The 25,260-nt window shown below is 61.7% G+C and carries 21 protein-coding genes; 16 read left to right on the top strand and 5 right to left on the bottom strand.

What is annotated here, in order from left to right; genetic code table 11:
- The first annotated feature begins 90 nt into the window (after positions 1-90).
- From BP38_RS0114915 to ilvC, 3 genes are all read left to right on the top strand, one after another.
- Positions 91-1,869: an acetolactate synthase 3 large subunit gene (locus BP38_RS0114915; protein ID WP_026988392.1), complete on the top strand. Its 1,779-nt coding sequence runs from the start codon at positions 91-93 to the stop codon at positions 1,867-1,869.
- Between the two features lie 58 nt (positions 1,870-1,927).
- The gene (ilvN, locus tag BP38_RS0114910) at positions 1,928-2,458 is read left to right on the top strand and encodes an acetolactate synthase small subunit (RefSeq protein WP_035725465.1); all 531 of its coding nucleotides are present in this window, start codon (positions 1,928-1,930) and stop codon (positions 2,456-2,458) included.
- Positions 2,459-2,686: 228 nt separating this feature from the next.
- A complete protein-coding gene (ilvC, locus tag BP38_RS0114905) occupies positions 2,687-3,706 on the top strand; it encodes a ketol-acid reductoisomerase (RefSeq protein WP_026988390.1) in 1,020 nt (339 codons plus the stop codon).
- A 66-nt stretch (positions 3,707-3,772) separates the two neighbouring features.
- On the opposite strand, the gene BP38_RS20915 is transcribed toward ilvC, so the two are convergent.
- Both BP38_RS20915 and BP38_RS0114895 read right to left on the bottom strand, forming a co-directional pair.
- Positions 3,773-4,924 (bottom strand): alpha/beta hydrolase, encoded by a 1,152-nt coding sequence (locus BP38_RS20915; protein ID WP_051609418.1) that lies wholly within the window; start codon positions 4,922-4,924, stop codon positions 3,773-3,775.
- Between the two features lie 47 nt (positions 4,925-4,971).
- Positions 4,972-6,012 (bottom strand): zinc-dependent alcohol dehydrogenase family protein, encoded by a 1,041-nt coding sequence (locus BP38_RS0114895; protein ID WP_026988389.1) that lies wholly within the window; start codon positions 6,010-6,012, stop codon positions 4,972-4,974.
- A gap of 147 nt (positions 6,013-6,159) precedes the next feature.
- On the opposite strand from BP38_RS0114895, the gene BP38_RS23225 reads away from it, so the two are divergent.
- The 7 genes from BP38_RS23225 to rodA all read left to right on the top strand — a co-directional run bounded on the left by BP38_RS23225 (position 6,160) and on the right by rodA (position 13,868).
- Positions 6,160-6,294 (top strand): hypothetical protein, encoded by a 135-nt coding sequence (locus BP38_RS23225; protein WP_281174423.1) that lies wholly within the window; start codon positions 6,160-6,162, stop codon positions 6,292-6,294.
- A gap of 112 nt (positions 6,295-6,406) precedes the next feature.
- Complete coding sequence (locus tag BP38_RS0114885) at positions 6,407-7,972, top strand: 2-isopropylmalate synthase (RefSeq protein WP_026988388.1); 1,566 nt, start codon at positions 6,407-6,409, stop codon at positions 7,970-7,972.
- Positions 7,973-8,196: 224 nt separating this feature from the next.
- Positions 8,197-9,237 carry a rod shape-determining protein gene (locus BP38_RS0114880; protein ID WP_022728518.1) on the top strand — a complete coding sequence of 347 codons (1,041 nt, stop codon included), beginning with the start codon at positions 8,197-8,199 and terminating at the stop codon, positions 9,235-9,237.
- A 159-nt stretch (positions 9,238-9,396) separates the two neighbouring features.
- Positions 9,397-10,257: a rod shape-determining protein MreC gene (mreC, locus tag BP38_RS0114875; RefSeq protein ID WP_051609417.1), complete on the top strand. Its 861-nt coding sequence runs from the start codon at positions 9,397-9,399 to the stop codon at positions 10,255-10,257.
- A gap of 4 nt (positions 10,258-10,261) precedes the next feature.
- Positions 10,262-10,774: a rod shape-determining protein MreD gene (gene mreD, locus BP38_RS0114870; protein WP_026988386.1), complete on the top strand. Its 513-nt coding sequence runs from the start codon at positions 10,262-10,264 to the stop codon at positions 10,772-10,774.
- 48 nt (positions 10,775-10,822) lie between these two features.
- Complete coding sequence (gene mrdA / locus BP38_RS0114865; RefSeq protein ID WP_026988385.1) at positions 10,823-12,703, top strand: penicillin-binding protein 2; 1,881 nt, start codon at positions 10,823-10,825, stop codon at positions 12,701-12,703.
- 4 nt (positions 12,704-12,707) lie between these two features.
- Complete coding sequence (gene rodA, locus BP38_RS0114860; RefSeq protein ID WP_026988384.1) at positions 12,708-13,868, top strand: rod shape-determining protein RodA; 1,161 nt, start codon at positions 12,708-12,710, stop codon at positions 13,866-13,868.
- A gap of 17 nt (positions 13,869-13,885) precedes the next feature.
- On the opposite strand, the gene BP38_RS0114855 is transcribed toward rodA, so the two are convergent.
- Positions 13,886-16,195 (bottom strand): molybdopterin-dependent oxidoreductase, encoded by a 2,310-nt coding sequence (locus tag BP38_RS0114855; RefSeq protein WP_026988383.1) that lies wholly within the window; start codon positions 16,193-16,195, stop codon positions 13,886-13,888.
- 153 nt (positions 16,196-16,348) lie between these two features.
- Here BP38_RS0114855 and BP38_RS0114850 point away from each other — a divergent pair, with 153 nt between their 5' ends.
- The 4 genes from BP38_RS0114850 to BP38_RS20910 all read left to right on the top strand — a co-directional run bounded on the left by BP38_RS0114850 (position 16,349) and on the right by BP38_RS20910 (position 20,524).
- Positions 16,349-17,335: a DUF481 domain-containing protein gene (locus BP38_RS0114850; RefSeq protein ID WP_035725464.1), complete on the top strand. Its 987-nt coding sequence runs from the start codon at positions 16,349-16,351 to the stop codon at positions 17,333-17,335.
- Between the two features lie 188 nt (positions 17,336-17,523).
- Positions 17,524-18,015, top strand: a complete 492-nt coding sequence (locus BP38_RS0114845) for an ATP-dependent zinc protease family protein (RefSeq protein WP_162175172.1) — start codon at positions 17,524-17,526, stop codon at positions 18,013-18,015.
- Positions 18,012-19,562: a UUP1 family membrane protein gene (locus BP38_RS0114840; RefSeq protein ID WP_026988380.1), complete on the top strand. Its 1,551-nt coding sequence runs from the start codon at positions 18,012-18,014 to the stop codon at positions 19,560-19,562. Before BP38_RS0114845 ends, BP38_RS0114840 begins: the two co-directional genes overlap by 4 nt.
- Positions 19,559-20,524, top strand: coding sequence for an alpha-L-glutamate ligase-like protein (locus tag BP38_RS20910; RefSeq protein ID WP_051609415.1), 966 nt, complete (start codon positions 19,559-19,561; stop codon positions 20,522-20,524). Before BP38_RS0114840 ends, BP38_RS20910 begins: the two co-directional genes overlap by 4 nt.
- Here the strand turns inward: BP38_RS20910 and BP38_RS20905 are convergent.
- On the bottom strand, positions 20,516-21,079 hold the full coding sequence (locus BP38_RS20905) for a 5-formyltetrahydrofolate cyclo-ligase (protein WP_035725463.1): 564 nt from the start codon (positions 21,077-21,079) through the stop codon (positions 20,516-20,518). The two genes, BP38_RS20910 and BP38_RS20905, sit on opposite strands and share 9 nt — an antisense overlap.
- Before the next feature lie 234 nt (positions 21,080-21,313).
- Here BP38_RS20905 and BP38_RS0114825 point away from each other — a divergent pair, with 234 nt between their 5' ends.
- Both BP38_RS0114825 and BP38_RS21920 read left to right on the top strand, forming a co-directional pair.
- Entirely contained in the window at positions 21,314-21,949 is a 636-nt protein-coding gene (locus BP38_RS0114825) for a peroxiredoxin (RefSeq protein WP_026988379.1), read from the top strand.
- A 385-nt stretch (positions 21,950-22,334) separates the two neighbouring features.
- On the top strand, positions 22,335-24,188 hold the full coding sequence (locus BP38_RS21920) for a right-handed parallel beta-helix repeat-containing protein (protein WP_162175171.1): 1,854 nt from the start codon (positions 22,335-22,337) through the stop codon (positions 24,186-24,188).
- 48 nt (positions 24,189-24,236) lie between these two features.
- Here the strand turns inward: BP38_RS21920 and BP38_RS20895 are convergent, their stop codons facing one another.
- Positions 24,237-25,250, bottom strand: a complete 1,014-nt coding sequence (locus BP38_RS20895) for a bifunctional riboflavin kinase/FAD synthetase (RefSeq protein ID WP_051609413.1) — start codon at positions 25,248-25,250, stop codon at positions 24,237-24,239.
- Between the last annotated feature and the right edge of the window lie 10 nt (positions 25,251-25,260).

Genomic DNA, 25,260 nt, shown 5'->3' with positions numbered 1-25,260 from the left:
TTCTCGGCAGAAAGCTGTTGCAAGCTTCGCGAGCCGGAATGTGGCCCGTGCAGCGCACAGCTCGAACGCAGGATGAATGGAAGAGACGACATGAGTACGGAAAGCGCACAGAATACCGAACTGCAGAATGGTGCCAGGTTGCTGATCCAGGCCCTCATCGAGCAGGATGTCGAGGTCGTATTCGGTTATCCCGGCGGCGCTGTCCTGCCGATTTATGATGCGCTTTTCCAGCAGAACTCCATTCGCCATATCCTGGTGCGCCATGAGCAGGCGGCCGTGCATGCGGCCGAGGGTTATGCCCGCTCGACGGGCAAGGTCGGCTGTGTCCTGGTGACCTCCGGCCCGGGGGCGACCAATGCCGTGACCGGCCTGACGGATGCCCTGATGGATTCCATCCCCATTGTCTGCCTGACCGGCCAGGTTCCCACCCACCTGATCGGCAACGATGCCTTCCAGGAAGCCGACACCACGGGCATCACACGGCCCTGCACCAAGCACAATTACCTGGTCAAGGACGTGAACGAGCTGTCCCGGCAGGTCCATGAAGGATTCTATGTCGCGCGCAACGGCCGTCCCGGCCCGGTCGTGATCGACCTGCCCAAGGACATCCTGCAGACGAATGGCCGTTATACACCGCGGGCCGAGGTCAAGCATCGCACCTATCGCCCGCAGGTGAAAAGCGAGCCGGCACGCATCCGCGAGGCCGTGAAGCTGATTGCCGAGGCGCGCCGCCCGATCGTCTATTACGGCGGCGGGGTCATCAATTCAGGCGATAAGGCCACGCAGGAACTGCGCAAGTTCGTTCAGACCACGGGCATGCCCTGCACCAGCACGCTGATGGGCCTGGGCGCCTATCCCGGCAGCGATCCCCAGTTCCTGGGCATGCTGGGCATGCATGGCACCTACGAGGCCAACCTGGCCATGTACAACTGCGATGTCATGATCAACCTGGGGGCGCGGTTCGATGACCGCGTGACCGGCAAGCTCTCGGAATTCTCGCCCAATTCCCAGAAGATCCATGTGGACATCGATCCGAGTTCCATCAACAAGTCGGTGATGGTGGACCTGCCGATCATCGGCGATGTGGGCGAAGCGCTGGAGGCCATGAACAAGGCCTGGAGCGAGAATGGCAACAGCCTGGACCAGGAAGGCCTGAAGACCTGGTGGAACCAGATCGAGGAGTGGCGTGCGCGGCACTGCCTTGCCTACCTCCAGGATGGCGAGGAGATCAAGCCGCAGCATGCCATCAAGCGGCTGTACGACCTGACCAGCGACAAGGACGTCTATTTCAGCACAGAGGTCGGCCAGCACCAGATGTGGGCGGCCCAGTACATCAAGTTCGAAGCGCCCAACCGCTGGATGACATCGGGCGGTCTGGGCACCATGGGCTATGGCCTGCCGGCGGCCATGGGTGTGCAGGTCGCGCATCCGGAGTCGCTGGTGATCGATGTGGCTGGCGAGGCCTCGATCCTGATGAACATCCAGGAGATGTCGACGCTGATTCAGCACAAGTTGCCGGTCAAGGTCTTCATCGTGAACAACCAGTGGATGGGCATGGTCCGTCAGTGGCAGGAGTTGCTGCATGGCGGGCGCTACTCGGAAAGCTACACCGACTCCCTGCCGGATTTCGTGAAGCTGGCGGAGTCCTTCGGAGCCACTGGAATCCGCTGCACCAAGGCCTCGGAACTGGACGACGCGATTCGCCGCATGGTCGAAACACCGGGCCCGGTGATCCTGGACTGCTGCGTGACCCAGAACGAGAACTGCTTCCCGATGATTCCGTCGGGTGCGGCGCACTACGAGATGCTCATGGGACCCGACGACCGGGCCGCCAAGCCGATTTCGGAAGAAGGCATGGTCCTGGTCTGAGCCGACCTTTGCCGGCTGGCAGCAGACGCAAGCAAGAAACAATAAAAGACGGTTTGAAATGGCATATGGTCCCAACCCGCAAGTCGGGGAAGAAATCGCGACGCACACGATTGCCGTGCTGGTGGACAACGAGCCGGGTGTGCTTGCCCGCGTCATCGGCCTGTTCTCGGGGCGTGGCTACAACATCGAGTCCCTGACTGTGACGGAGGTCGATCCCGCTGAGCATCTCTCGCGGATCACCATTGTCACCAGCGGGACCCAGATGATCCTGGAACAGATCAAGGCCCAGTTGGGCCGTCTTGTACCTGTTCACAGAGTCAGCGACCTCACTCGCGAAGGTCCGCATGTGCCGCGCGAGCTGGCGCTTGTGAAGGTGGTGGGCACCGGCGAGAAGCGGGTTGAGGCCTTGCGCATTGCCGACGTCTTTCGGGCCCGGGTGGTGGATTCCAGCCACGACCACTTCATCTTCGAGATATCCGGCGACAGTGGCAAGCTGAACGCCTTTACCGAATTGATGGGACCTCTGGGCCTGTCAGATATCAGCCGGACGGGTGTGGTGGCCATCGCGCGCGGCGCCGAGGGTCTTTAGTGCGCTCCTGTGTCGTTGCGGCTGTCGCCGCGGGCAGCTAGAAGGACGGGTATGTTTCACGGCCGTGCTCACGGGGGCGGTCCGATCACAGAAGGGCCAAGACCCAGCGGGCGGAGTGCAGGCCGGTGCACGCGCCAGAGGCTCTTCACATCATCATCGAGTCAGGTGGCATCCCGGTCGACGTCCGGCTGAATCCGGGCAGGCCACCAGAGAGGGAGAAAGCCAACCATGCGCGTTTACTACGATCGCGACGCCGACGTGAACCTGATCAAGGGCAAGAAGATCCTGGTCGTGGGTTATGGCAGCCAGGGCCATGCCCATGCCATGAACCTGCGGGACAGTGGTGTGAAGGAGGTGCGTATCGGCCTGCGTGCCGGATCGCGCTCCGCCCCCAAGGCGGAAGCCGCCGACTTTACCGTCATGACACCGGCCGAGGGCGCCGCCTGGGCCGATGTGGTCATGATCCTGACCCCGGACGAACTTCAGGCCGATCTCTATAACGACGAACTGCACGAGAACCTGAAGGAAGGCGCAGCCATCGCCTTCGCCCATGGCCTGAACGTTCACTTCAAGCTGATCGAGCCGCGCGCCGACCTGGATGTCTTCATGGTGGCGCCCAAGGGCCCCGGCCACACCGTGCGCAGTGAATACGTGCGCGGCGGCGGCGTGCCCTGCCTGCTGGCCGTCGAGCAGAACTCCAGCGGCAACGCCCACGAGATCGGCCTGTCCTATGCCGCGGCCATTGGCGGCGGGCGCGCCGGTGTGATCGAGACCACGTTCCGCGAGGAATGCGAAACCGACCTGTTCGGCGAGCAGGTGGTGCTTTGCGGCGGGCTTTCGGCGCTGATCACCGCCGGGTTCGAGACCCTGGTCGAGGCCGGTTATGCGCCGGAGATGGCCTATTTCGAATGCCTGCACGAGGTGAAGCTGATCGTCGACCTGATGTACGAGGGCGGCCTGGCCAACATGCGCTACTCCATCTCGAACACGGCCGAGTACGGCGACTATGCCTCGGGCTCGCGCATCATTACCGACGAGACCCGGGCCGAGATGCGTGAGGTGCTGGAGGATATCCAGTCCGGCGCCTTCACCCGCGACTGGGTCCTGGAGTGCAAGGCCGGCCAGCCCAGCTTCAAGGCGACCCGTCGCCGCCATGCCGAGCACCAGATCGAGGACGTTGGCGCCAAGCTGCGCGAGATGATGCCCTGGATCTCCGCCAACAAGCTGGTGGACAAGGAAAAGAACTGAAACTGTTCATCGCAGCTTTCGTTTCTGAAAAAGCCGGGCTCGCCCCGGCTTTTTCGTTTCGTGCGCCTATTCGACGGCGTCGCGCAGTTCCAGCAGGCGGACCGTCAGATCATAAAGCCGCAGGCCATCGGAAATGCGGCTGTCGCTCATGTCGACATGCATCAGCCCTTCGGTCAGCGTCACCTCGGCCATGCCTTCGGGCAGGGCCTCGGCCAGGCGCAGGCTCTCGCTGTAGGGAATGACCGGGTCATCGCGCCCATGCAGCAACAGGACCGGGAAATCGACGGCGTCCAGCGGCCGGTCGGCCAGGTTGAGGGCTGAAAGTTCCGCGCGCAGGCTTTCGGGGAGCGCGTCAATGCCTTCCTCCACACGCTCGGGGTCGTCATTCTCCAGCAGAGCCAGGACCGCCCGCCCCTGGGCCGTCAGCTGGGAGTGCACTGCGGCATTGCCGGCGTTCGGGCCTTGAAGCTTGCGTGCGGCCAGTCTGCGCAGGGCCAACACATCTCCGGTATTGTCCAGTCGATCCGCATTGGCCCTAAGGAACAGCCAGCGCGCCTGGGGATGGGGCCGGCCTTCCTGCCAGTCCTGGTCTTCTGGCGTGCGGAAGGCGCCGGTGGTGAAGTAGCGCACCACATTCTCGGTGCTGTAATAGCCTCCGATGGCCAGCATGAAATCCGGCCTGTTCTCGGGTTCGGCTTGGCTGGCCGCGATCAGGGCGGGGCCAGCCGCATAGGAAATCGCAACCAGACCCAGGGGACGGCTTTCTGCACTGGCCTGTTTTGAAAGGCGCATCAGAAGGGAGTCGATGGACGCAATATCCTCGGCCGAGACCTTCAGTTCGCGCAGGTTGGGCAGTTCGGGCACCGTGACCCGAAAACGTGCCTGGGCCAGCAGTTCGGCGAACTCCATCAGCCGCGGATCGTCGCGGCCCTGGGGCGTGACGCCGGGTATGAGCAGGAGGTTCGCCCGCACCTGCTCGTCCGCGCGCTTGTAGACATCGACCTCGAAGTCCCCCTGTTCGCTGTCCAGGCGCCCCGACTCACGCGTGATGACAGGGCTGTCGGCCCGCTGGCTTCCGGAAAAGGAATCCAGCAGCGCCAGCGCCTCGCCGCCACGCTGGGAACAGGAAGCCAGCAGGGCCATGGCCATCATCAGGCCCGGGACCAGGCCCAGGACCAGGAAAGACCGGCGGAGGCGGAAAGACTGCAGCGGCATCATGGTCCAGTCAGCCTGTCACGGGAATGTGGCAGAGGGAAGAAGTGCGCTCAGAACTGCGTGATGACCGTGATGCCGCGCCCGCCGAAATCATCCATCGCCATAAGGGCGGACGGCGCTTCGTCCAGGCTGATCCGTCGCTCGAGCAGTTTTTCCGGCGCAAGGCGACCGCGGCGGATCATTTCAAACATGCTGTCGTAGCGGAAAGCCTGCATGCCGTGGCTGCCCAGAAGTTCCAGCTCATGTGCAACAATGCGATCCATTGGCACCGGCGGGTGCTTCTGGTCGCCAAGAGTCAGGCCCACCTGCACATGCCGACCGCGCCGGCGCAGGCAGGAAACCGAGTTGAACAGCGTTGCCGGATGGCCAAGAGCGTCGAGGGACAGGTGAGCGCCGCCTTTCGTCACCTCCCGAATGTCCTCCGCCACGTCCGGGCTGTGAGCGGCATTGATCGAGGCGACGGCGCCCAGCTCTTCGGCACGGCGCAGCTTGTCTTCGCTGACATCCACGGCCAAGACGCTGGCGCCCAGGGCCGAGGCGATCATGATGGCGGACTGGCCGACGCCCCCGCAGGCATGGACGGCGATCCATTCGCCGGGCTGGGCCCGGCCCTGGTCGACAATGGCGCGGAAGGCCGTGGCGAAGCGACACCCCAGGCTGGCGGCCACCTCGAAGCTCATCTCCTCGGGCAGGGGGATCAGGTTGGTGTCGGCATAGTCGATGGCCACATATTCGGCGAAGGAGCCCCAGGCATTGAAGCCGGGCTGGAACTGCTGCTCGCAGACCTGATGGTTCCCGGAGTGACATTCGGGGCAACTGCCGCAACCGCCCACAAAGGGCAGGGTCACGCGTTCTCCGCCCTGCCAACGGGTGACGCGCGACCCCACGGCGGCCACGGTGCCGGCCAGTTCGTGTCCCGGCACATGGGGCAGAGTCACATCCGGGTCATGGCCCATCCAGCCGTGCCAGTCGCTGCGGCAGAGACCGGTGGCCTGGACCTTGATGACGACGCCATCAGGGGCAGGCGTCGGGTCAGGCAGGTTCTGCACCTGGGGTGGTTTTGCGAAGTCTTCGAAAAGGACGGCTCTCATGAGGGCTCCCTGCTATGGATGTTGACATGGCCTGGAATCTATCCTGTCATCTTGGCAGGCTCCAGCCGCGTGACCAGATTCCCTGTTGTCGCGAAGGTAAATCAGCGTTATTTATATAAACCAGAGCCTTGGGTTAGAGACTGGATAATGTCCGAAGAGCTGCGCACAGAGAATGAACTGCCGAAGTCCGCATCCGCGGATATCGCGGCTGCGCGCGCAACCGATCTGACCGATCTCCGCCTGTCCGGCGGCGCTCTCCTCCTTCTCCTTATCAGCCCCTGAACGCCACAGCCGCGGTGCGGCAAGCGGGCAGGGGACAGTCTGACAAACGAAATTTCCGTGGCCTCGAGCGCAATTGACGCCGGCCTGGAACAAGGAAGAAGGGTTATCATCCATGAGTTCCGTACAGATCAACGAAAAAGACACCAACCGCGTTATCATCTTCGACACCACCTTGCGTGATGGCGAGCAGTCGCCCGGCTGCTCCATGAACCTGGAGGAAAAGCTGGCGGTGGCCAGCGCACTGGAAGAGATGGGCGTCGATGTGATCGAGGCCGGCTTCCCCATCGCCTCCATCGGAGACTTCGAGGCGGTGAATGCCATTTCCAAGCAGGTGCGCAATTCCACGATTGCCGGCCTGGCCCGCGCCACGCCCAAGGACATCGACCGGGCCTGGGAGGCACTGAAGCCGGCGGCCAGCCCGCGCATCCATACCTTCCTGTCCACCAGCCCGCTGCACATGAAGTACAAGCTGCAGATGGAGCCGGAGGACGTCTACGATGCCGTCGTCGAGAGCGTCGGCTATGCGCGCAATCTTTGCGACAATGTGGAGTGGTCGCCCGAAGACGGAACGCGCACCGAACACGACTTCCTGGCGCGCTGTGTGGAAGGCGCCATCAAGGCCGGGGCGCGCACCATCAACATCCCCGACACGGTCGGTTATACCGTGCCGGAGGAATTCGCGGAAATGATCCGCATGTTGATGAACCGCGTGCCCAACATCGATCAGGCCGTGCTGTCGGTGCACTGTCACAATGACCTGGGACTGGCCGTCTCCAACTCGCTGGCGGCCGTGCAGGCCGGTGCACGGCAGATCGAATGCACCGTCAACGGCATTGGTGAACGCGCGGGCAACTGCGCCATGGAAGAGGTCGTCATGGCGCTGCGTACCCGCAACGACGTGATGCCCTATTCAACCGGTATCGACACCACCAAGATCACGAAGGCCTCGCGCCTGGTTTCCACGATCACCGGCTTCTCGGTCCAGCCCAACAAGGCCATCGTCGGTGCCAACGCCTTCGCGCACGAATCCGGCATCCATCAGGACGGCATGCTGAAGAATGCCCAGACCTATGAGATCATGACACCGGAGTCCGTGGGTCTGAACCGCTCCACGCTGGTGATGGGCAAGCATTCCGGCAAGCATGCCTTCAAGTCGAAGCTGGCCGAACTGGGCATCGAACTGGAGGAAAACCAGTTGAAGGACGCCTTCGTGCGCTTCAAGGACCTGGCCGACCACAAGAAAGAGATCTTCGACGAGGACATCATCGCCCTCGTTGACGATGCCGTGGTGCGCCACAACGATCACATCCGTTTCGTCTCGCTGGGTATCCAGTGCGGGACCGAAGGCCCGCAGACGGCAGAGCTGGAAGTCGAGATCGGCGGTGAAAAGCAGAAAGCCAAGGCCGAGGGCAATGGTCCGGTCGATGCAACCTTCGCCGCCATCCGTGAATTGATTCCGCACGAGGCGCAGTTGCAGCTCTATCAGGTCCATGCCGTGACAGGCGGCACCGACGCCCAGGCCGAGGTGACCGTACGCTTGGAGGAGAACGGCAAGACCGTCAATGGCCAAGGCGCGGATTACGACACTCTGGTGGCTTCGGCCCGTGCCTACATCAATGCGCTGAACAAGATGATGGTGAAGCGCGAGAAGACGGAGCCCACGGCCATGACGGCCTGAGCCAACAGGCGGTGACAACTGTGAGACACAAGGCGGCCTCCTTCGGGAGGCCGCTTTTTTTGCAGTGCACCCGACCTCTTGCTTTTGCCGCCCAGAAAAGCTTTCCTTGAAATCGCGCGGGCGGAACGTTATTCGCTAAGACGACGTTAACGTTCTTGCGGCATAAAGGTGCCTGTCACACACACCGCCGCATCTGTTCAGTCTCGAGGGGACCTCACAAGCCTATGATGTCGCGCATTCTCGGCTTCATGTCAGCCGACATGGCCATTGACCTCGGTACAGCCAATACACTGGTCTACGTCAAGGGCCGCGGCATTGTCCTGAATGAGCCATCCGTTGTTGCCATCGCGGAAATCCGCGGCAAGAAGCAGGTGCTGGCCGTCGGCGACGAAGCCAAGCTGATGCTGGGCCGTACACCCGGAAACATTCAGGCAATCCGGCCGCTTCGTGATGGCGTGATTGCCGATTTCGAAGTGGCGGAGGAAATGATCAAGCATTTCATCCGCAAGGTTCATAATCGGCGGTCCTTCACCAGTCCGCAGATTATCGTCTGCGTGCCCTCCGGCTCCACCGCGGTCGAGCGCCGTGCCATTCAGGAATCCGCGGAAGCGGCAGGTGCGCGGCGGGTCTTCCTGATCGAGGAGCCCATGGCGGCTGCCATCGGCGCCGGCCTGCCGGTGACGGAACCCACGGGCTCGATGGTGGTCGATATCGGCGGCGGCACCACCGAGGTTGCCGTATTGTCGCTGGGCGGAATTGTCTATTCGCGCTCGGTACGTGTCGGCGGCGACAAGATGGACGAAGCCATCATCGCCTTTATCCGACGCAACCATAACCTCCTTGTGGGTGAGGGCTCGGCCGAGCGCATCAAGAAAGAGATCGGATCGGCCTGTCCGCCCGAGGACGGCGACGGCGGGACGCTTGAGATCAAGGGCCGTGACCTGATGAACGGCGTGCCCAAGGAACTGGTCATTTCCGAGCGCCAGGTGGCGGAAGCCCTGGCCGAGCCGGTTGGCGCCATCGTCGAGGCCGTGAAAGTCGCGCTGGAAGGCACGGCACCGGAATTGGCGGCCGATATCGTCGACAAGGGAATTGTCCTGACCGGTGGCGGCTCGATGCTGGGCAACCTGGACTATGTGCTGCGCGTGGCAACGGGCCTGCCGGTGTCCCTGGGGGATGATCCCCTGTCCTGCGTGGCCCTGGGAACGGGACGCTGCCTCGAGGAGATGAAGACGCTGAAGAACGTCCTCATCACCATGTATTAACAGTCCTCGTCGTTCGGAGTTCCAGGCCGCTCGGCGCCGACACTCAGATATGCCTTTCAATTTGTTTTGTAATCTCTTACGATTCCGAGATACGGATAGATCCGTAAGGATGGATGTGCCATCCACAGGAGGAGGGTCTTGAAGCACAGGACCGGAACAATGACTCGCATCGCCACGCCTCTCAAGGCTTGGGCGCAGCGTTTCAGTTTCCTCCTGATCATAGGCATGACCTTCGCCCTGATGGTCATGGGCAGTACGGACAACCGGCTCGTCGAGACGCTGAGGACCCAGGTGGTGGACATAACCACCCCCGTGCTGGAGACCCTGGCCAAGCCGGTCAACACAGTCGAACAACTCATTACCAATGTCCGCGAGATCGCGGAATTGCGCCAGATCAATGCCGACCTGCGGGCCGAGAACGAGCGTCTGATGGCCTGGCATCATCGTGCCCAGCAGCTGGAAGCCGAGAATGCGGCCCTGCGCAATCTTCTCAACCTTGTGCCCGAACCCGGCATGCGCTTTGTCACGGCGCGTGTGGTCGGTGACAGCGGCGGGGCCTTTGTGCGCTCTGTCCTGATTGCGGCGGGAGAGACCGCCGGAGTGAGCCGCGGACAGGCCGCCCTGGCGGGCCAGGGTCTGGTGGGCAGTGTGGTCGAGGTGGCCGAGGAGTCGGCGCGTATCCTGTTGCTGACCGATCTGAACAGCCGCATTCCCGTGGCTGTCGGCTCGAACCGCAAGAAGGCCGTCCTGGCCGGAGACAATTCTCCCGAACCTTCGCTGCGCTACCTGGCACCCGATGAAGAGGTGCGGGTCGGCGAAGCCATCATGACCTCCGGTGACGGCGGCGTTTTCCCCTCCGGCCTTCCCGTTGGCGTGATCTCGCAGGTGGACGATACCGGCGCCCGCGTGCGCCTTTACGCCGACTGGCGCGACCCCGAATTCCTGCGCCTGGTGGATTACGAACTGCCTGGACTGATCGCGCCGCTGGTCGAAGGGCAGGACCAGACGGCCGTCAACTGATGCCATGAAGCAGACGGGTCTCTGGTATCGCCTGGACACTGCGGCTCGGGCGATCATTCCCTTCGTGTTGACGCTGATGCTGGTGCTGCTCAGCCTCTTGCCATTCAACACGCCGGATTATGCGCCTGTGGTGCCGTCACTGGCGATGCCGGCGGTCTATTACTGGGCCGTGTTCCGGCCGGACCTGCTGCCGCTCTGGGCCACCTTCCTGATTGGACTGGTCCAGGACCTCCTGACCGGGGTGCCGCTGGGCACCGGGATCATGATGTTGCTGGTCGTGCATCTGGCCGTCATGGGACAGAGGCGGATCTTCACCAATTCCACCTTTCCCATGCTTTGGGTGATCTTCGCGCTGTTTTCCGCGATTGCCTATACACTGGGATGGGGACTGGCCGCCCTGTTGATGCCAATGGTACCATCAGGGGATCCCGTGATGCTGCAGTACGCCCTGACCGTGGCTTCCTACCCTTGCCTGGCCTGGTTGCTGGCACGGGCACAGCAGCTGTTCTTGAATTGAGTGCATGTTGCTTTACAAGATCGAGACAGACATGACAGGCGTCAGTCGATGAGCAGAGCCCGCACCGAGGAACAGAACCGGCAGAAGTCCTTCACGCGCCGTGCCCTGCTGTTGGGTAGCGCGAAGGTTGGTCTGCTGTCTGTTCTGGGCGCACGCCTCTATTACCTGCAGGTGGTCGATGCCGAGCGCTACCGCCTGCTGGCCGAGGACAATCGCATTTCCATGCGGCTGAGTGCGCCGCGGCGCGGACGGATCATTGACCGCAACGGGATAGCGCTTGCCGTGAACAGGCAGAACTACCAGGTCCACCTGGTTGCCGAGCAGGCGCAGGACGTGGACCAGACCCTGGATGCGCTGACCCACATTATTCATCTGGACAGCGAGGACCGTGTCCGCGTAAAGCGGGACATTGCCGCGCGCCGCTCCTTTGTTCCGGTGCGGGTCAAGGACAACCTGACCTGGGACCAGGTCAGCCGGATTGCCGTCAATTCGGTGGAGCTGCCGGGTGTCTTTGTGGAGGCCGGCCAGAGCCGCCACTATCCCTACGGGCCGACCCTGGCGCATATCGTCGGTTATGTCGGTGCCGTCAGTGAACAGGACCTGACGGGGGACCCCGTGCTGGAACTGCCCGGTTTTCGTATCGGCAAGAATGGCATCGAGAAGGTCCATGACGAAGAACTGCGCGGCCGCGCCGGCAATACCCAGGTGGAAGTCAATGCCGTCGGCCGTGTCATGCAGCAGATTTCACGCGTGGAGGGGCAACCCGGTCACGATGTTGAGTTGACGCTGGACATGGGACTTCAGAACTATGCGCACCAGCGCCTGATCGGCGAGCGCAGTGCCAGTGCCATCGTGATGGACGCCTTCACCGGGGATGTTCTGTCCCTGGTTTCGGTGCCCAGTTACGATCCTTCTGCCTTCACGCGCGGGCTGTCCTCCTCGGATTGGCGCAGTCTGGTCGAGGACCCGCTCTCACCCTTGAGCAACAAGGCCATATCCGGCCAGTACGCACCAGGCTCGACCTTCAAGATGGTGGTGAGTCTGGCGGCCATGGAGCATCACATAGGGCCTCAGGAAGAGGTTTACTGTCCCGGCTACATGGATCTGGGTAACCATCGTTTCCATTGCTGGCGGCGTGGCGGTCACGGCCGTATGCATATGCGCGATGCAATCAAGCAGTCCTGTGACGTCTATTTCTACGACATTGCCAAGCGTCTGGGGATTGATGCCATTGCTTCCATGGCGCGGCGCATGGGGTTTGGCCAGACCGTGGGCATCGATCTGCCGAGCGAGCGAACAGGCTTGATGCCGACGGAAGACTGGAAGCTGGCCAACATCGGAGAGCGCTGGCAAGGCGGCGAAACCCTGATCCAGGCCATCGGCCAGGGCTACATGCTGGCAACGCCACTGCAATTGGCCGTGATGACGGCACGCCTGGTCAATGGCGGCAAGGCCATTCGTCCACATGTCACGCGCCGCATCGTGGGCGTCGAGAACATCACAGAGGAGGTCAAGGAGGAATCGCCGGACCTTGGGCTCATGCCCCTGCAGGTGAAGTCGATCCTGGATGCCATGGATGCTGTCTGTAACGAGCAGCGTGGTACGGCCTACTCGGCTCGTATCCACCTGCCGGGCTGGGAAATGGGCGGGAAAACCGGAACCTCCCAGGTGCGTCGCATCACGGCTTCCGAGCGTGCGGCGGGTATCGTGCGCAACGAGGACCTGCCCTGGCGGCGGCGGGACCACGCGCTGTTCGTTGGCTATGCGCCGGTTCACAATCCACGCTATGTCTGTTCCGTGGTGGTCGAGCACGGTGGCGGTGGCGGCTCGGTCGCGGCGCCCATTGCACGTGACCTGCTGATCGAGACGCAAAGGCGCGATCCGATGGATGCCATGCCGCCATCCCCCTTGGCCGGCCTGAAGGAGTAGAGGCATGGCCGGATACAATCTCAGCTTCCGCCGCGCCCCCTCCATGTCGCTGCTGCAGAAACTGCTCCAGGTCAACTGGGCCATAGTTCTGCTGATCTGTGCGCTGGCCGGGGTTGGCGCGGGGATGCTCTATTCGGCGGCCAACGCCAACATGGATCCTTGGGCCGAACGCCATCTCATCCGTTTCGCTGTCTTGCTGGTCCTCTTGATCGGCATCGCCCTCACAGACATCCGCATCTGGTTCAGGTTCGCCTATCCGGCCTATTTCATTACGCTGATTCTTCTGGTGGGCGTTGAATTCAAGGGCACCGTTGGCATGGGGGCCCAGCGCTGGATCGACCTGGGTGTGATCCAGTTGCAGCCTTCCGAGGTCATGAAGGTGACGCTGGTCCTGGCGCTGGCCCGCTATTTCCACAGCCTCTCCCTGGAGGATGTGCGCCGTCCGCTCTATCTGCTGTTTCCACTGTTCCTGGTGCTGGCACCGGCCGGCCTTGTCCTGAAACAGCCGGATTTGGGCACGGCGGCCATGCTTGTCCTGGCGGGCGGGGCGCTTTTCCTGCTGGCGGGGGTGCGCTTGTGGAAGTTCCTGCTGGTTGCAGCAGGTGCAGGAGCAGCGCTTCCCGTGGCCTGGAATTTCCTGCACCAGTACCAGAAGAACCGGGTGCTGACTTTCCTGGATCCCTCAAGCGATCCTTTGGGGGCCGGCTATCACATCACGCAGTCGAAGATTGCGCTGGGCTCGGGTGGCGTTTTCGGGCGCGGCTTCCTGGAAGGCACGCAAAGTCATCTGAACTTCCTGCCGGAGAAGCAGACCGACTTCATCTTCACCATGCTGGCCGAGGAATTCGGCATGGTGGGGGCATTGGGCCTGATCGGCCTCTATCTCCTGGTCTTCATCTATGGTTTTGCCGTGGCCCTGACCAGCAGCAACCACTTCGGGCGCCTGCTGGCCCTGGGGCTGACCGTCAATCTGTTCTTCTATGTCTTCATCAATATCGCGATGGTGATGGGCCTGCTGCCGGTGGTTGGCATCCCGTTGCCCCTGGTGTCCTATGGCGGGACGGCGATGTTGACCGCGATGACGTCCTTCGGCCTGATCCTCTGCGTACGCGTACACCGAGATATCAGCATCCCGCGCCGTGGCCTGCAGGGCGAGGTCGTCTGACCGAGCTGCCCTGTTTCTCAGGAGGCCGGTGACAGGGATGGGGGCGAAAAGGCCGTCACAGGTGGGGCTTCGCCCTCGAACCTTTCCATTTCCACAAGGCAACTCTGGGCGCTGCTGCCCTGGGCCAGGCCAGAGGTTCCGCAATCCCGTGTGAGGACATTGGGATTTCCATGCTTGTCCAGGCTGCCGGCTTCGCCCGGCTGCTGGGGGTCATACCAGGCCCCTGTCGGCAGGCAGATGACACCGGGGCGAATGTCCGCTGTGAGCCTGGCGCCCGCCAGACAGGCGCCGCGATCGTTGAACAGCCTGACCAGGTCGCCATCGGCAATTCCGCGGGTGTTGGCATCCTGCGGGTTTATCAGCACGGCTTCGCGGCCTTGTACCTTGTGCGTGCGGCTGTGCGCTCCCGCATCCAGCTGGCTGTGAAGGCGTGTTCCCGGCTGGTGGGTCAGCAGGTGCAGCGGGAAGCGATCGGCGCGCGGTGCACCCAGCCACTCCTCTCCAGGCATCCATGCGGGATGCGGCGGGCAATCATCCAGCTGAAAGCTTTCTATGCGCTGCGACCAGATCTCGATGCGGCCCGAGGGTGTGGGCAGGGGATTGGTATCGGGATCCCTGCGGAAATCCTCGAACAGGATACGGCGCACACGGCCGGCCTGTTCGCCACCGAACTGCAGGTGGCCCCGCTCGCGCAGGGCCTCATAGTCGGGTATCTGGTTGGATTGCTTGCGAAAGGTCTCGTAGATCTGCTCCAGCCATGCGGCTTCGTTGCGGCCTTCGCTGAAGCTGTCCAGGCAACGCAGCCGCATCGCAAGGCCACAGAAGATGTCGTAATCGTTGCGCGCTGAATCGCGTGGGCTCAGGACCTGTTCCATGAGCACCAGGAAGTCGTCGGCCGAGGATCCGCTCATGTCGTTTCGCTCAAGGGGCGTGGTCGCGGGCAGTACAATATCCGCGTGGCGTGCGGTGGCGGTCCAGAAGGGTTCGTTGACGATAACGGTCTCGGGCTTCTGCCAGGCCTCTACCAGGCGGTTGAGATCCTGGTGATGATGGAAGGGATTGCCGCCAGCCCAGTAGATTAGGCGAATGTCCGGATACTGTCGGGTCTGTCCGTTATAGCTGTAGGGCTTGCCCGGGCTTTCCAGCATGTCCGCGATGCGGGCCACAGGAATGAAACTGTCCACGGGGTTGGGCAGGGGTGGCAGGGTTGGCTGCTTGTGCCGGGCGGCGCCGTTGCCAACGGAACCTACAGCTCCGTACCCCAGGGCAAAACCGCCGCCGGGCAGGCCGATCTGGCCCAGAATGGCGGCCAGAACAATCACCATCCAGAAGGTTTGCTCTCCATGCTCGGCCCGTTGCAGGCTCCAGCTGACGTTCAGCATGGTGCGCGACGACGCCATCTCGCGGGCAAGCTGGCGCAGATCGTTCGCGTCCAGCCCGCTGATTCCAGATGCCCAGTCGGCATCCTTGGGCTGTCCGTCCTGTTCACCTTTCAAGTAGGACAGGAACAGGGCTGCCCCGACGCAATAGCGTTCCAGGAAAGCCGGGTCATGCAGGTTTTCCGTAACCAGCGTATGAGCAAGTCCCAGCATGATGGCCGTGTCGCTGTTGGGACGCGGTGCCAGCCACTGTGCCTCGAGCTCACGGTCCAGGTCTTGAGCGATGGGAGAGATGTTGACGAAACGGCAGCCATTGCGCCGGGCCTGTGCCAGAAGGCCGCGCGTGCGGTGCTGTCCCTGGCCGCCATTCTGGACCTGTGCGTTCTTCAAGGGTACGCCGCCGAAGCAGATCATCAGGTCCGTTTCCTCCGCCACGACGTTCAGCGAGGTAGTGGCAAGCTGTACATCCCCGTAGCGGTGGCCGACGACATGCGGCACGATCACTTCCGCTGCAGCCAGGGAATAGCTGTTGACCGAACGGCTGTAGCCCCCAAGGGCAGACATGAAGCGATGGATCTGGCTTTGCGCATGATGAAAGCGGCCTGCCGAGGCCCAGCCATAGGAGCCGGCATAGATGGCCTGGTTGCCATGGTCCCGGCGCACCCGGTCCAGCTCGCCGGCTACAAGGTCGAGCGCCGTGTCCCAGTCGATCTCCACAAAGGGTTCGGCGCCGCGACGTCCCTGCCCGGGGCCGCCTTCCAGCCAGCCTTTCCGGACAGCAGGCCGACGCACCCGGGTCGGTCCATCGACGGCATCGAGGGACTGTCCAATGGGAGAAGGGTCCGGGTCGAGGGGCCAGGGATGAACCGAGGCGATCCTGTCCGCTTGAGTCTCGATGTCGTAGACACCCCAGTGGGTGGCTGTGCGTCTCGTCTGCTTGTCTGCCATGACGCCTTCGGCTCCGGAAAAGGGGTTTTGAGGAAGGGAACCCTCAAAGACTTTTAATTGTCTTAAAAAGTGCACTGTTCCTGGCCACCTTATTTCCACAGGATGCGGCCCGCAACGCATCTGCTGTCAAAGCCGTCTGCAAAAAATCCCTCCATGCTTTCAAGACTCACCTGCCTGTTCCGGTTCCTCATGCCTCTTTTTGTCTTTGCACTGCCCGCCAAGGCCGCTCAGGTCCACTTGGACAATGGCGATCGCATAACCGGAGAGGTGATCGCGATAGAAGACGGAACACTGGTCCTGGAAACCGGTTATTCCGGCAGAGTGAAGATCGACACGGACCAGATCGAACAGCTGGACAACATGGATGAGAGGGTCGCCCGGCATTGGGAAGAGGCGGAGGGAAGTATGCCGCCTCAGTCCGACAGGGATGCGCGCGAAAGGAAGACGTCTGGGCAGGCCGAAGAGAAGGCCGAGGATGAGTCTCCTTGGAGCGGCTCACTGGAGATCGATCTTGCCGCAGTCGAAGGGACGAACGCGCGTCAGGAGTATCTCGTCGACATGGAAAACTCCTGGGCCGTGGAAGACGACCGACTGGTCCTGAACGTGGACGTGCGTCACGAACGTACCAAGGGGGATACGCTTGTGGACAAGCAGCATGTCGCCACGGCCTACAATCGCTATTTGAGCGAACGCTTCTTTGTGGCTCCGGGCGTTCAGTATCGGCGTGATTCCGTGGCGGATCTTGAGCGTCGCATCACAACGGTCCTGCAGGCAGGCTATGATGTCTTCGACAGTGACCAGCAGAGCCTGACAGTACAGGCCGGCCCTGGCTATCGCCGCGAACGGATCGAGGATGATGGCATGTATGAGGATTATCTCGCGACCTGGGGCGGGAGGTATAACCGGCGCTTGTACAACCTGGTTGAAGGCGTATCCTTTTTCCACGAGCAGAGCGGATCCACGGATGTATATGGGGACACCGGCCGGTTGCTTTTCGAGATGGATACAGGTTTGCGCTACAAGATTTTCGGAGATCTTTACCTGGCCGGCATAATGGAACTCGGGCTGGACAGCGACCCGCGTGGAAGCGCGGATCAATTCGAACGCACGCTGAGACTCCGTTTGGGCTATAAGTGGTAAAGTAGCATGCAGGTCGCGGACGTGCCGCCTCGATCCCATTCTGACGGATTGCAAAGAGCCATCGTGCCCTGTAATTCAGCAGGTTGGGCCGGGTTCAAGCCGGCAATTGGCAGAATAAGCGGGACAGGATAACAGCAAGTATGGCTTCCATAGACTGGCGCAAAAGTGCCCTTCTTGGCATTTTCATTATGACTGCAATGCTTCTCGGTATGTCTGCCGGATTGGCGGACGACGAGGAGAGGGAGGACTGGTACAAGGTCCGCCTGTTCGGCTATGTGGAGCCGATTGTCCTGGTGGAGGGCAATATTCAAATGCAGGCACGGCTGGATACCGGAGCCGAAACGACGTCCTTGCACGCCACGGATATCGAGACCTTCGAAAAGGATGATGAAGAGTGGGTGCGCTTCACCACGGAGGGGGACGACGGCAAGAACGCCGAGTACGAGCGAGAGGTTCTGCACACCGTGAAGATTATAGGAGAGGAAAACTCACGTCCGGTGATCATGATGGACGTCTGTCTGGGGAACCTGCAGAAGACTGTGGAAGTCAATCTGAACGATCGCTCCGAGCTGACCTATTCGGCCCTGATCGGTCGCAATTTCATGCAGCCGGGAATCCTCGTGAATGGCACCGAGAAGAACACAAGCACCCCCGATTGTGACCTCGCGGTGCCCGAGTGAGACGCCTGCATCTCTACCTCCTGGTCTTTCTACTTGTTATCACGGGGCTGGGAATCTTTGCCTGGAAGTCCCAGGTCCTCGACTTCCCGATCCTGCCGTCCCAGCGCGCCGAGTCCTGGCGTTTCGAGATCCGTGCCGACCTGGAGCTTGACGGAGAGCCGGCCATCTTCTCGACCTATGTGCCGCAGACCCAGGGACTTTTCGGAATCACTGACGAGACCTATCTGTCCAGCGGTTTCGGACTGACGCGGACCACCGACGATCTTGGGAACGAACTGGCTGTCTGGTCGGTGCGCGACCGTTCCGGTCCTGCGACCCTCATCTATCAAGCGGATATCTATCGCTTTTCCAGCGCAATGCGCAGCGATAATCCGGATGACCTGAACACGGTGCTGGAGATCGGCAATGAGGAACTGGGCGCAACCAAGCGCGTTGCCCTGGAGCAGTTTGTGGACAGCCTGGAACAGGGCTCGGCCGATACGGAAACCTTTCTTGCACAGTTGATCAACCGGCTGAACGCCGAGGACCCACAGGATTACGAGGAGCTTCTGCTCGGCAACGAGGGACCTTCGCTGTTGCGCAAGTCCGAGGTCGCGCAAAGGGCATTGCGCATGTACAACATTCCTGCCCGCGCCGTTCATGGCGTGGAACTGGGGGATATCGATCGCGAGGCGGAACTCTACCACTGGATCGAGATCCTGCTGGATGGTGACTGGAGCGCGTATTCGCTGGAAGGTCCCGACACGCCCCTGCCTGAAAACCTCTTGCCCCTCTGGCGGGGCGTCACACCCCAGATGCAGATCAGTGGGGCCGAGCTCAGCAACCTGACCCTCTCCTTTGCCGAGCAATCGCGCCCTCGCATCTCGCTTGCCAATCTGAACACGGAGCTGGAGGACAGCTTCGTCGGCAAGCTGACCTTCTACCAGCTGCCCGTGGATACCCAGGCCGTCTATCGACTGTTGATGCTGGTGCCGCTGGGAGCGCTGGTGATTGTCATCCTGCGCCAGGTGGTGGGGCTCAAGACATTCGGCACCTTCATGCCGGTGCTGATCGCCCTGGCCTTCCGGGAGACCGAGCTGGTTACAGGCTTGCTCATGTTTTCCGGCCTGGTGGCCGTCGGCCTGTTCTTCCGGTTCTACTTCGAACGCCTGAAACTCCTGTTCGTCCCCAGACTATCAGCGGTTCTGACCGTGGTGATCCTGATCATGGCGGTGGCCAGTACGGCGCTTGAAACCGTACGATTGGGCATGGGGCTGTCCATTGCTCTCTTCCCCATCGTCATCCTGGCGATGACCATCGAGCGCATGTCCATTGTCTGGGAGGAGTACGGCCCCTTCGAGAGCATCAAGGAAGGACTTGGAAGCGGTCTTGCCGCGGTCATTGCCTATTTCGTCATGAATATCTGGGAGGTCGAGCATCTGCTGTTCACCTTTCCTGAACTGCTGCTGGTGATCCTGGCGCTGATGCTGCTGTTCGGGCGTTATACAGGCTATCGCCTGATCGAGCTTTACCGCTTCCGAAGCCTGATGAAGCGGAAATCGTCATGATCGGTCTGGCACGTCGCATGAAGCGGGCGGGGTTGCTGGGCATCAATGCCCGCAATGCGTCCTATCAAATGCTGCTGAACGACCGGCGTCGCTATCCTCTGGTCGATGACAAGGTGAAGACCAAGCGACTGGCGGAAGAGGCGGGGCTGGCGGTTCCCGAACTCTATGCAGTGGTGGCGGCGCACTGGCAGGTGAAGCGTTTCGAACAGTTACTGGAAGGGCGCGAGCGTTTCGTCATCAAGCCGGCTCAGGGCTCTCAGGGCAATGGCATCCTGGTGATCGATTCCCGGATGTACCACGGCTGGCGCAAGGCCGATGGCACCATGATCACAGACGAGGACCTGCATTATCACTTGGTGAACATCCTCAGCGGAATGTACAGCCTGGCCGGCCAGCCGGATGAGGCCATGGTGGAATATCGCGTGGATTTCGATTCCGTTTTCGACCAGGTGACCTATCAGGGTGTGCCGGACCTGCGCGTGATCGTCTATCGCGGTGTGCCGGCCATGGCGATGCTGCGCTTGCCCACCCGGGCCTCGGACGGCAAAGCCAACCTTCACAAGGGGGGCGTAGGGGTCGGGATCGACCTGACAACCGGCATGACCTGCGGGGGCATGCTCCATGACAATCCCATTGCCCTGCACCCCGACACGGGCCACCAACTGGAAGGACTGCAGGTTCCGGGGTGGCAGAACATACTGCGCCTGTCGGCGCGCTGCGCGGACCTGACCGGGTTCGGTTACCTAGGGGTCGACGTGGTTCTGGACCGCAAGCGGGGACCCCTGATCCTCGAGCTCAATGCTCGGCCCGGCCTGGCAATCCAGATCGCCAATAGAACAGGGCTGGAACTTCCCTTTGCGCGTATCGATGCAATGGATCCGGAGGAATGCAGCCTGGAAGAGCGTCTGGACATGGCGCGGCAGCTGCAGCCCGAAGCGGCCATGGAAAGCGCGTCAGCCTGAGATTTCGGTGACGATCCGGCTCATGGGGATGTCGAAATCCTGTGGATTAATGGTGTCCAGCCGGCCAAGACTGTACCCGATCCCGATTGCAAGCGGCTTGCGCTTATACTGGGCCAGTGTCCTGTCGTAATAGCCGCCGCCGTACCCCAGTCTGTATCCCTGGTCGTCATGGCCCACCAGAGGCACCAGTAGGATATCCGGCGTAACCGGGTTGCGTTCGGCCGGTATGGGAATGTCCCAGACACCGCGGCCCAGGGCGGCGCCGGGCTGCCAGCTCCAGAATTCCAGCGGCGCAGCTTTCTCCACCACCACTGGCAGGGCCAGGCTTGTACCGCTGGCCTGGAGCTCTTCCAGCAGGGGGTGAACATTGAATTCTCCGCGGAAGGGCCAGTATGCGCCCACACAATGGCCTGAGACATCGCCAAGGATGCCCTTCAACTGGCGCTGAATCTCCTCGCCGTAGCTCCGGCGCGTTTCACGGTCCAGGGTGCTTCGTGCCTCCAGTAACTCGCGGCGCTTTTCCTTGCGCCAGGCCTTGAGTTCCTTGTCCTCCATGCAGGGGTCCTTTCGGTTCGGGCATTCCTGTCTTGGTTACCACAGGGTGGGAGCGGCAAACCCGCTGCACACGTCCGTGAACGCCGAAGAGGGCAGGGTAAGCGACAAATAAATAACATAAAAAAATTGTATATATAATAATTGTCCAGTCAGTACTTGCAGGAAAGGCCTGGGCATGCCATGTGTCAATCACTCGAAATTCGCAACTGCCTGATACAGGCCAGGAGGAAAGCCATGACCCTTCGTCTCGGCGATACAGCGCCCGATTTCACACAGGACTCCACCGAAGGCCCCATCTCGTTCCACGAGTGGGCCGGCGACAGCTGGGTGGTGCTGTTCTCGCACCCCAAGGATTTCACACCGGTCTGCACAACCGAACTGGGCTATACAGCCAAGCTCGTGCCGGAATTTGCCAAGCGCAACGTCAAGGTGATCGGCCTGAGTGTCGATCCGCTGGATGACCATAAGTCCTGGGTCGGCGACATCCAGGAAACCCAAGGCCAGGCCCTGAACTTCCCGTTGCTGGCCGACCCGGACCGCAAGGTTTCCGATCTCTATGACATGATTCACCCAAACGCCAACGATACCCTGACGGTGCGTTCGGTGTTCATCATCGATCCCAACAAGAAGATCCGCCTGATGCTGACCTATCCGGCCTCCACGGGGCGGAACTTCGACGAGATCCTGCGCACGATCGACTCCTTGCAGCTGACCGACGGCTACAAGGTGGCCACACCGGTCAACTGGAAGCAAGGCGAAGATGTCATCATCGTCCCGTCGCTCAGCAACGAAGACGCCAAAAAGCTTTTCCCCCAGGGCTGGGACGAGCAAAAGCCGTACCTGCGCGTGACCAAGCAGCCGAATGTCTGAGCCTTATGCTTGAATGCAACGAGGCGGGATAGAAGCAAGCTTCGATCCGGCTTCCGAACGCAATAAGGCCATGGTATGAATGCCATGGCCTTATTGCGTGCTGGTGCCAGAACTCTCTTAGAGAGAGCTATGGTCAGGGCTCATTCTCACCGGATAACAACCAAATCAAGAGAAGCTGTAAAGCCTTGGATTATGGCTATCAAGGGTTGACAGCTTTTTTCGTTTAATGCCAGTTTTCCGGCACTCAGCAGATGTCGCTTGAGCCGGGGGCTGGCAATAGATGTTTCGAGTTGTTGAAACCGATGTAAGCGGCGTAAGCCGCTTTTTTCGTGCGTGGATTTACCAGGTATCAAAGAAAGCCCTATTGGCCGGTACGATGGCCTTGATGCTTCCTTCTTATGCCGCCTTTGCGCAAGAAAGCGAGACCGATACGCCCAAATGGTCCGGCTGGCTGGAGATGGGGGGCAAGCTGGGCACCGAGCGCTCGCTGGGGCAGTTCGACATCTACGCCCCGGTCTGGCAGGACGAACGCTCGCTGGCCCTGGTCAACCTGCGCATGGTGGGCGATAACAACAGCTCCATGGAAGGCAACCTGGGCGTCATCTACCGGCGCATGCTGGAGAGCGGCTGGAATGTCGGTGGCTACGGCTACCTGGACGTCCGCCGCAGCGCGCACGACAACACCTTCCACCAAGCGACCCTGGGCGTCGAGGCCCTGGGGCCGGACTTCGACGTTCGCGCCAACGCCTACATTCCCTTCGGGGCGCAGTGGCAGGACGCGCCCAGCGAATCCGAGCTGGACATTCAGGGCGGCAAACTGCAGCTGCGCGCCGGTGAGGAGCGTGCGCTCTACGGGGTCGATGCCGAAGTGGGGGCGCGGGTTCCCATCTTCGAGCGCGAGGGCCCGCTGGACCTGCGGGTCTATGCCGGGGGCTACCACTTCGACGGTTCGAGCGCAGAGAGTGTGACCGGCCCGCGCGGGCGCGTGGAGCTGGACATCTTCGAGCTGCCGGGGCTCTCGCCCAACGCGCGGGTGACGGCCAGCGCCGAGGCGCAGTGGGACGAGCCGCGGGGCAGCCAGGGCTTCCTGGGGCTCAGCCTGTCGATCCCGCTGCAGGGCGACATGGGCGGTTCGGACGCGCGGCCGCTCACACGCCAGGAGCGGCGCATGATGGCGCCGGTGGTGCGCGATGTGGACATCGTCACCGAGGCCGGTCCCTCGGAGCGCCCGGAGACGACGGAGGATGTGGAGAATGTCGCCACCGGCGTGACTATCGGCGAGGTGGTCGAGGTGGCCGGCGGCGGCAACCTGGCGGATGCTCTGGCCGAAGCCGAGGAGAATGGGCTGGTTGTCGCAAAGGGCGGTGACGATGATCTGCAAGGTGGCGTCACGCTGGAGGACGGCCAGACCTTGATCGGCGGCGGCCACGACCTCGCCGTGCGTGGTGTCGACTCGGGCCAGACCCTGACCTACAGAGCCCCCGGCAGCCGTGGGACGGTAAGCCATGGCAGCGACTCGCCGGTCGTCGAACTGGCCGACAACACGTACGTCGGTGGGCTCGCTGTGCGCGGCGGCGGGACCTCAGCCGCTTCAGACAACATGGGGGTCTATGGCGGCAGCTTCATCGACAATATCACCCTGACCGGCAACGATATCTCCGAGACTGGTGGTGATGGCGTCGCTTTCGGTGACTTTGTGACGGCTGTCACTCTGAAAGATAACGAGGTTTCCAGAACGGATGAGGATGGCATAGGTTTCGGGGTTGGTGCCGGCGCCTTTGGCAGCAGTGTGCTGCTGGGTGGCAACAAAATTTCCGGAACGGGCGAAGATGGCGTTTCCTTCGGAGACGGCGCCGGTGACCTTGGTGGCAGCGTGTTGCTAAGCGGCAACCAGATTTCCGAGACCGGCGGTGATGGTCTTCACATAGGTGATTTTTCAGAGAATCTGACTGTAAGAGACAATCTGATCAGAGTGCCTGGAGAAGATGCGATCGATTTTGGTGATGATGCCTCTGGAATAACTGTTTTGAGGAATCGGATCGAAGGGGAGGTCGGGCACACGGCCAGTGATAACCTGTTCGAGATAAGAGGTGGAGAATTTGACGGAACCGGAAACGTCAATGCCACGGAAAGCATTGCTGGTGAAGTGTGCGATGAAGGGTCGGGGCCAACCTATTCCGGTCCCGGTTTTGAGATCATCAATGCCTCGGACGGCAGTGTCATCACCTGCGGAGACTGAGTGTACTGAAATTATGGGAGTGCTCTCTAAAGCAGGCTCCCAGCGGCATTACCCAGGGGGTGTCAGGAAGGGACTGGCGGGCCATTGGGCGTCCCAGTCTTCCCAGGCCAGGGTGGCGCGGGCGCGGCGGCTGTCCTCGGCCATCTGTTCCTTGAGTGCGTCCAGGCTGTCGAAGGTCATCTCGCCGCGCAGGTAGTCGATCAAGGCCACGCGCATGTTGCGGCCGTAGAGGTCGCCCTCGAAGTCGAACAGGTAGACCTCCAGCAGAGGCTCCTTGTAGTTGAACATGGGGCTGAGTCCCAGGTTGGCAACGCCGGCCCGCCAGTGCGGAGGGCCTTGGCCTTCAAGTGTGGCGCGTACGGCATAAACGCCATAGGCCGGGCGCAACATCTCCTTCTTCAGCGCGATGTTGGCAGTGGGAAATCCAAGCGTGCGCCCGCGCCGGGCCCCGGGCTGGACTCGCCCTTCGATTTCCCAGTAGCGGCCCAGCAGCAAGGCGGCACGGGTCGGGCTACCTTCGCGCAGGTATTCCCGCACCAGGCTTGAGGAAAAGACCTCCTGCGGCTTGTCCGCATCCGTTTTTCCCGGTGCGCCGGCCAGGCTCATGCCGGTTACGCCAAAGCCGTGTCTGCGCCCCTCCGTCTCCAGCAACGCAAGGTCGCCGCCGCGGCCTTTGCCGAAGCGGAAATTTTCCCCCACCAGGACATGGCGGGCCTGCAGCCCCTCGGCCAGGACGTCGGCGACGAACTGTTCGGCCGTCAGCGAGGCAAAGGCCTTGCTGAAGCGCTGTACCACCAGGATATCCACACCCAAAGTGGAGATCAGCTGCGCCTTCACGCGAAAGGGAGTCAGCAGGAAGGGCGGCTGGTCGGGCTGGAAATAGCTGCGCGGATGCGGCTCGAAGGTCAGGACGGCGAGGGGGGCTCCGAACTCCTCGGCCAGCCGCCGGCCCTTGGCGATCAGGGCCTGATGACCGCGGTGAATGCCGTCGAAATTGCCGATCACGACCACAGCGCCGCGCGCCTGTTCGGGGACCGACTTGTAATGTCGAAGGATCATCATGTGGCGCACA

The sequence above is a fragment of the Fodinicurvata fenggangensis DSM 21160 genome, from assembly GCF_000686045.1.
Lineage (GTDB): Bacteria > Pseudomonadota > Alphaproteobacteria > Kiloniellales > DSM-21159 > Fodinicurvata > Fodinicurvata fenggangensis.
This window is presented reverse-complemented; position numbering and strand designations above follow the sequence as displayed.

What these genes read in the sequence shown, in the direction of transcription:
- BP38_RS0114915 (WP_026988392.1), top strand. Translation starts at nt 91, where the DNA reads ATGAGTACGGAAAGCGCACAGAATACCGAACTGCAGAATGGTGCCAGG.
- ilvN (WP_035725465.1), top strand. Translation starts at nt 1,928, where the DNA reads ATGGCATATGGTCCCAACCCGCAAGTCGGGGAAGAAATCGCGACGCAC.
- ilvC (WP_026988390.1), top strand. Translation starts at nt 2,687, where the DNA reads ATGCGCGTTTACTACGATCGCGACGCCGACGTGAACCTGATCAAGGGC.
- BP38_RS20915 (WP_051609418.1), bottom strand. Translation starts at nt 4,924, where the DNA reads ATGATGCCGCTGCAGTCTTTCCGCCTCCGCCGGTCTTTCCTGGTCCTG.
- BP38_RS0114895 (WP_026988389.1), bottom strand. Translation starts at nt 6,012, where the DNA reads ATGAGAGCCGTCCTTTTCGAAGACTTCGCAAAACCACCCCAGGTGCAG.
- BP38_RS23225 (WP_281174423.1), top strand. Translation starts at nt 6,160, where the DNA reads ATGTCCGAAGAGCTGCGCACAGAGAATGAACTGCCGAAGTCCGCATCC.
- BP38_RS0114885 (WP_026988388.1), top strand. Translation starts at nt 6,407, where the DNA reads ATGAGTTCCGTACAGATCAACGAAAAAGACACCAACCGCGTTATCATC.
- BP38_RS0114880 (WP_022728518.1), top strand. Translation starts at nt 8,197, where the DNA reads ATGATGTCGCGCATTCTCGGCTTCATGTCAGCCGACATGGCCATTGAC.
- mreC (WP_051609417.1), top strand. Translation starts at nt 9,397, where the DNA reads ATGACTCGCATCGCCACGCCTCTCAAGGCTTGGGCGCAGCGTTTCAGT.
- mreD (WP_026988386.1), top strand. Translation starts at nt 10,262, where the DNA reads ATGAAGCAGACGGGTCTCTGGTATCGCCTGGACACTGCGGCTCGGGCG.
- mrdA (WP_026988385.1), top strand. Translation starts at nt 10,823, where the DNA reads ATGAGCAGAGCCCGCACCGAGGAACAGAACCGGCAGAAGTCCTTCACG.
- rodA (WP_026988384.1), top strand. Translation starts at nt 12,708, where the DNA reads ATGGCCGGATACAATCTCAGCTTCCGCCGCGCCCCCTCCATGTCGCTG.
- BP38_RS0114855 (WP_026988383.1), bottom strand. Translation starts at nt 16,195, where the DNA reads ATGGCAGACAAGCAGACGAGACGCACAGCCACCCACTGGGGTGTCTAC.
- BP38_RS0114850 (WP_035725464.1), top strand. Translation starts at nt 16,349, where the DNA reads ATGCTTTCAAGACTCACCTGCCTGTTCCGGTTCCTCATGCCTCTTTTT.
- BP38_RS0114845 (WP_162175172.1), top strand. Translation starts at nt 17,524, where the DNA reads ATGACTGCAATGCTTCTCGGTATGTCTGCCGGATTGGCGGACGACGAG.
- BP38_RS20910 (WP_051609415.1), top strand. Translation starts at nt 19,559, where the DNA reads ATGATCGGTCTGGCACGTCGCATGAAGCGGGCGGGGTTGCTGGGCATC.
- BP38_RS20905 (WP_035725463.1), bottom strand. Translation starts at nt 21,079, where the DNA reads ATGGAGGACAAGGAACTCAAGGCCTGGCGCAAGGAAAAGCGCCGCGAG.
- BP38_RS0114825 (WP_026988379.1), top strand. Translation starts at nt 21,314, where the DNA reads ATGACCCTTCGTCTCGGCGATACAGCGCCCGATTTCACACAGGACTCC.
- BP38_RS21920 (WP_162175171.1), top strand. Translation starts at nt 22,335, where the DNA reads ATGCTTCCTTCTTATGCCGCCTTTGCGCAAGAAAGCGAGACCGATACG.
- BP38_RS20895 (WP_051609413.1), bottom strand. Translation starts at nt 25,250, where the DNA reads ATGATGATCCTTCGACATTACAAGTCGGTCCCCGAACAGGCGCGCGGC.